6 protein-coding genes are annotated in these 6,151 nt (G+C 70.3%); 2 read left to right on the top strand and 4 right to left on the bottom strand.

Features of this window, described 5'->3' with window-relative positions; genetic code table 11:
• The coding region (locus SSNG_RS07745) for a type ISP restriction/modification enzyme (RefSeq protein ID WP_042800702.1) at positions 1-340 on the bottom strand (340 nt) is incomplete at its 3' end.
• 172 nt (positions 341-512) lie between these two features.
• Here SSNG_RS07745 and SSNG_RS41940 point away from each other — a divergent pair.
• The gene (locus SSNG_RS41940; protein WP_007263249.1) at positions 513-683 is read left to right on the top strand and encodes a hypothetical protein; all 171 of its coding nucleotides are present in this window, start codon (positions 513-515) and stop codon (positions 681-683) included.
• A 125-nt stretch (positions 684-808) separates the two neighbouring features.
• On the opposite strand, the gene SSNG_RS07740 is transcribed toward SSNG_RS41940, so the two are convergent.
• From SSNG_RS07740 to hmgA, 3 genes are all read right to left on the bottom strand, one after another.
• Positions 809-1,969: an RNA-guided endonuclease TnpB family protein gene (locus SSNG_RS07740; RefSeq protein WP_042800700.1), complete on the bottom strand. Its 1,161-nt coding sequence runs from the start codon at positions 1,967-1,969 to the stop codon at positions 809-811.
• Between the two features lie 177 nt (positions 1,970-2,146).
• Complete coding sequence (locus SSNG_RS07735; protein ID WP_042800699.1) at positions 2,147-2,896, bottom strand: GntR family transcriptional regulator; 750 nt, start codon at positions 2,894-2,896, stop codon at positions 2,147-2,149.
• Positions 2,897-2,968: 72 nt separating this feature from the next.
• Positions 2,969-4,282: a homogentisate 1,2-dioxygenase gene (gene hmgA, locus SSNG_RS07730; protein ID WP_007263245.1), complete on the bottom strand. Its 1,314-nt coding sequence runs from the start codon at positions 4,280-4,282 to the stop codon at positions 2,969-2,971.
• A gap of 330 nt (positions 4,283-4,612) precedes the next feature.
• Between hmgA and SSNG_RS07725 the strand changes: the two genes are divergently transcribed.
• Positions 4,613-6,151, top strand: a 1,539-nt coding sequence (locus tag SSNG_RS07725; protein WP_042800698.1) for a right-handed parallel beta-helix repeat-containing protein, incomplete at its 3' end; no start/stop codon positions are given.

Raw genomic sequence — 6,151 nt, 5'->3', positions numbered from 1 at the left:
ACACCTGCTGCGCGTCGCGCACCCGCCACAGCTCGGGGCGGGCGGAGTCGATCAGCCGTTGGTCGGGCAGCAGCCACTGCTCGTCGAAGGGCGCGCGGAGCACCCGTACGGGGTCCGGGAACGCGCCGGGCGCGTCGGCGAACCGGGCGGTGGCCGAGCGCTGGCCGGGCAGCGCGGCCGCCCCGGCCAAAGGCGTACGGGTCCGGCTCGGGCGGAACAGCCGCTCCCGCTCCGCCCCTTCGGCGTCGGTCAGGGCAGTCCAGCGGGCGCGCAGGGTCGCGGGATCGGGCGCCGCCACCCAGTCCCGGCCCAGGCGCAGGCCGTCCACGGCCCAGGGCATCAGATCGTCCAGCAGCGGTACGTCAGCGCTCACCCGGCAGATGGTAGCGACGGCCCGACGGGGCGGGGCCGTCTCCCGGCCGAAGCGTTACGCTCCTTATGTGGGCATACGCCGCGTACGTACGGTTCCGTACCGACCGGTGTAGGCACCCGTACCGACCGAGGAGCCGGCGATGAGCATGTACGACGAGTATTCGACCCCGTCGCAGGCCGAGGGCGAGCGTCTCGACGAGGACATGGACGACCGGGAGCGGCAGCAGCGCCACCACCCCGAGACGATGCGCACCACGCCCTCGCAGGCCGAGGGCGAACGCCTCACGGAGGAGAACGACCAGCAGAATTGACGCTCTCCCCCCTGAACGGGGGAGATTCCCACCGTGCCGCCGCTGTTTCCAGTACGTGCGTAGTGGTTCCTGCTTCATCACCCACTGCCCGGCGTGCCGGGTCTTGTACGGGCTCCACAGGCGTTTTACGTGTCCGGGCGTCCCTCGGCCACGATGCGCCGTCCTTCGCGGCGGATGTTGCATTCGGCGTTCTCGTCCCGGTCGTGGACTGTTCCGCAGGAGCATGTCCACTTCCGGATCTTGAGCCCTTCCAGTCCCCTGGGTCCTTCGATGCTGCCGCACCCGGGCGCCGAGCAGAGCTGGGTGGAGGGGAAGAACCGGTCCACCTTGGCGAAGAGGCGCCCGTACCGTGCGCATTTGGCTTCCAGGGTGCGGGCGAACATGCCCAGGCTCTGGTCGTGGACGGATTTGGCCCGCTTGCCCTTCTTCGATCCCATGCCTTTCACGTTCAGGTCCTCCAGGTACACGGCTTGGCTCTCGCGCGTGATCCTGGTGGTTTCCTGCTCGATGAAGTCGCGGCGCTTGTCCGCGATCTTGGCGTGGATCTTCGATACGGCGAGCTTGGCCTTGCGCCGGTTGCCGGAGCCCTTCTGAGCCCGGGACAGCTTGCGCTGGGCGCGGCGGAGTTTCTTCTCTTGGCGGCGGAAGAACTTCGGGGATGCGATCTTTCGCCCGCGTAGGACGGCGTAGGTGGACAGGCCCAGGTCGATCCCGGTTTCCGTCTCGTCCAGGTCCAGCTCGGGCAGTGGCTTGTCTTCGGCCTCCACCACGAAGCTGGCGAAGTACCTGCCGGACGCGTCCTTGACCACGCTCACGGACGACGGGGCGGAGGGAAGCCGGCGGGACCAGCGGATCTTCACGTCGCCGATCTTCGGCAGGCGCAGCGCGCCGCCCTCGGTGACCGAGAAGCGGGCGTTGGCGGTGAAGCGGATGGACTGGCGGCTGGTCTTCTTCTTGAACTTCGGCGGACCCATCCTCGGTCCCTTGCGGGTGCCGTTCCTGGAGGCGAAGAAGTTGGAGTACGCGGTCTCCAGATCCCGCAGGGACTGCTGGAGCACCACGGCCGACGCGTCGTCCAGCCAGTGCCGGTCTTCGGTCTTCTTGGAGTCGGTGATGTATCGCTTCGAGAGTTCCGCAGCGGTCGGGCGCTTTGCCCCCTGCCTGTAGGCGTCCTGGCGGGCACGGAGGGCGTCGTTGAAGACGACGCGGGCGCACCCGAACGCCTTCGCCAGCATGGTCCGTTGCGGGGCGCTCGGGTACAGCCGGAACTGATACCTGAGCTTCACGCCGGTCACCGTACTGCGGTTGGTTTTTGGCTGACATGTAGAACATTCGTACAGGGAGACGCGCACGTTGGTGCTTCATGCGCACTTGGATTTCGTGACGAAATACCGGCACAAGGGATTCGCCGACACTCACGCAGGCCGCCAGGAGTACCCGGAACTGGTCCGGCACTACTGAGCTCAGGGTGCCTCGACGGTCACCGTGAAGGAGAACCGGTCGCCCCGGTACCGGATCCGGGCCACGTCCACGACCCGCCCGTCCTCGTCGTAGGTCACGCCGGTGTAGTGCAGGATCGGGCTCAGCAGCGGGACCTCCAGCAGCTCGGCCGTGACCGGGTCGGCGAGCCGCGCCTCCACGGTGTCCGTGATCCGGCTGATCCGTACGCCGACCACGTCGCGCAGCACCTTGGTCATCGGCCAGCGCTCCAGGTCCGCAAGGTCCACGGCGTCGGCGAGCTCCGGACGGACCGCGTTCTCCGCCCAGTTGGTGGGCTCCCCGCTCTCGCCGTCGCGCCGGAGCCTGCGGTACGTGACCACCTCCGCCGTGTCCGGGAAGTGCTCCAGCAACTCCCCGGCCACGGGCGTGCGCTCACGGCCCAGCACCGTCGTCAGGTCACCCGACTGCTGGGCCACGATCGCGTCCACCGAGCCGAGCAGCCGCACCGGTGCGCTGCGCATCGCGCCCGGCTCGATGAAGGTCCCGCGCCGCCGGTGCCGGCTGATCAGCCCCTCGCCCTCCAGCTCCTTGAGCGCCTGGCGCATGGTCAGCACGCTCACCCCGTAGTGCTCGGCGAGCTGCTCCTCGGTCGGCAGCCGCAGCGAGGCGTCCGGGGTGCGCCCCAGTATCGATGCGCGCAGGGACTGGGACACCTGGTACCAGAGCGGCAGCTTCCGGTTGAGTACCAGGGAGTCGGGGGCGAAGGCGGTCACGGGTCGTTCTCCGTACGGGCCGGCCGTCATCGGACGACGGGGCGGGGCGGTGCGCAGGGGGACACCGGCATGTTAGGCGCGGAAGTGCCGCTGGAGACCCTCCCATACGTCGTCGTAGCCGCGCTGGAGGTGTTCCGCCCCCGCCGCCTGGGGGGTGGCGGTGATCGGCCAGCGGGTCTCGAACATGAAGGCGAGGCCGTCGTCGATCTTCTGCGGCTTCAGCTCGGCGGCGCTGGCCTTGTCGAAGGTCTCCCGGTCCGGGCCGTGCGCGGACATCATGTTGTGCAGCGAGCCGCCGCCCGGCACGAACCCCTCGGCCTTGGCGTCGTAGGCGCCCTCGATCAGGCCCATGTACTCGCTCATCACGTTGCGGTGGAAGTACGGCGGGCGGAAGGTGTCCTCGCCGACCAGCCAGCGCGGCGCGAACACCACGAAGTCCACGCCCGCCAGCCCCGGGGTGTCGGAGGGCGAGGTCAGCACGGTGAAGATCGACGGGTCGGGGTGGTCGTAGCTGATGGACCCGATCACGTTGAACTTGCGCAGGTCGTAGACGTACGGGACGTGCGTGCCGTGCCAGGCGACGACGTCGAGCGGCGAGTGGTCGTACGTCGCGGACCAGAGGTTGCCGCAGAACTTGTTGACCACCTCGGTCGGGCGGTCCACGTCCTCGTACGCGGCCACCGGAGCGCGGAAGTCCCGCGCCGCGGCCAGGCCGTTGGCGCCGATCGGGCCGAGGTCCGGCAGCTCGAAGGGCTGCCCGTAGTTCTCGCAGACGTAGCCGCGGGCGTCGCCGTCCAGCAGCTCGACGCGGAAGCGGACGCCGCGCGGGATCAGTGCCACCTCGCCGGGGCCGGCGCTCAGCAGGCCGAGCTCGGTGCGCAGCAGCAGGCCGCCGCGCTCGGGGACGATCAGCAGCTCACCGTCGGAGTCGCTGAAGACCCGGTCGGTCATGTCGGCGTTGGCGGAGTAGAGGTGGACGGCCATGCCGGTGCGCTGGGTGGCGTCGCCGTTGCCGCCGAGGGTCCACAGGCCGGCCAGGAAGTCGGTGCCGGGGGCCGGGTCGGGCAGCGGGTTCCAGCGCAGCCGGTTGGGGTCCGGGACGGCGTCGGTGAAGGGCGCCGTGCGCAGGGCGCCGTTGTCCACGCGGGTGAAGGCCGGGTGGGCGGCGGAGGGGCGGATCCGGTACAGCCACGACCGGCGGTTGTGGCGGCGCGGCTCGGTGAAGGCGCTGCCGCTGAGCTGCTCGGCGTAGAGGCCGAGGGCGGCGCGCTGGGGGGAGTTGCGGCCGAGCGGGAGCGCGCCGGGCACGGCCTCCGAGCTGTGCTCGTTCCCGAAGCCGGTGAGGTACTCCAGCGCCTCCGCCGTCTTCCTGGCCTGCTCACTCATGGGCTGCTCCCGCTCCCTCGAAGGAATCCTATGGTCGACAGTAGGATTCCGGGCCCCCTCCCGTCAACGCCGTCTTGCGGTCACCGGCCGAAAGCTCCGCGGGGCAGGGCCGGAGGGGGCCCGCCGGCGCACCCGCCCGCTCGTCGCCCGCACGCCCGCACGCCCGTCGCCCTGGCCCGTCGCCCGCCCGCCCGTCGCCCTGGCCTGTCGCCCTTCCGCCCGTCACCCCGCGCCCGCGGCGCAGGCCCTCGCGCAACGATCCGGTCACCGCCCGGAGGGATCCCGCACGGGGGGATCCCAAAAGATGAACATTGCTCTACTCTCTCGCGCATGTCGTGGACCCGCAGGTTCCCTGCCGTGCCGGCGGCGCTCCTCGCCGCCCTCCTCGCCCTCCTGTCCCTCCTCGCCGCCGCGCCCGCCGCCCGCGCGCACGAGGAGCGCCCCGTCGCCCTCCCCGACGGCACCGGATCCGTCCCCGCCTACCGTGCGGCGGCCGAGCCCGACCTGCTGGTCTGCAAGACGGACCGGCCCGCCTTCGAACGCCGCGTGGCCGGCTTCCCGCCGCAGCTCCGGCAGCGCAACCTCGACCTCTACGACCGCTGCGAGAAGAGCGGCTACCGCCACCTCCAGCAGGCCGTGGACGCCGTCGACCGGCCGGGGATGAACATCGCGATCCTGCCCGGCCTCTACGAGGAGGAGCCCTCCCTGCCCGCACCGGCGGGGGAGTGCGCGAACCTCAAGGCCCCCAACTCCTCACTGGGCTACCAGATCCTGTCCTACGAGCAGCAGGAGAAGTGCCGCCACAACCAGAACCTCGTGGCCATCCTCGGCAAGACGAACCTGCAGATCGAGGGCACCGGCGCCGCCCGCACCGACGTGGTCGTCGACGCCAAATACCAGAAGCTGAACGCCATCCGCGCCGACCGGTCCAACGGCATCTACTTCCGGAACTTCACCGCGCAGCGCACCACCTTCAACTCGCTGTACGTGCTCGCCGGCGACGGCTTCGTCATCGACGACGTCCTGACCCGCTGGAACGACGAGTACGGCTTCCTGACCTTCGCCAGCGACCACGGCCTCTACAAGAACTGCGAGTCCTACGGCAACGGCGACTCCGGGATCTACCCCGGCAGCGCCTCCGACATCAACGACGGCCGCGGCTACGACGTGCCCCGCTACTCCATCGAGATCACCGGCTGCCGCAGCCACCACAACATGGTCGGCTACTCCGGCACCGCCGGGGACTCGGTGTGGGTCCACGACAACGAGTTCGACCAGAACATGGGCGGCGCCTCGATGGACAGCGCCTTCCCCGGACACCCCGGACTCCCGCAGAACCACGCCCGCTTCGAACGCAACCTCATCCACGACAACAACGCCGACTACTACCACCACGTCGCCGACGGCACCTGCGCCAAGCCGCCCGCCGAACGCGGCTACGAGCAGGGGGTGGTCTGCCCGCAGATCTCCATGCCGCCCGGCACCGGCATCATCACCGCCGGAGGCAACTGGAACCTCTACGAGGGCAACTGGGTGTACGGCCACCGGCGGGCCGGCTTCTTCCTCAGCGCCGTCCCCGCCTTCATCCGGGGCGAGGAGCGCTGGTCCAAGCAGACCGACACCTCCCACCACAACCGGTACGCGGGCAACGTGCTCGGCAAGGACAGGTCCGGGGCCTCCCGCCCCAACGGCACCGACGTGTGGTGGGACGGCCAGGGGCGCCAGAACTGCTGGCAGGACGGCCCCGACGGCTCCACCCCGGGCACGCTCCCGCAGTGCGGGAAGGAACGCGGACAGGTCAGCGGTTCCTCGGCCCGGCTGGTGGGCGAACCGGTGAAGCTCACCCAGCTGATGGTCTGCGCCGACTAC

The organism is Streptomyces sp. C (assembly GCF_000158895.1).
GTDB lineage: Bacteria > Actinomycetota > Actinomycetes > Streptomycetales > Streptomycetaceae > Streptomyces > Streptomyces racemochromogenes.
This window is presented reverse-complemented; position numbering and strand designations above follow the sequence as displayed.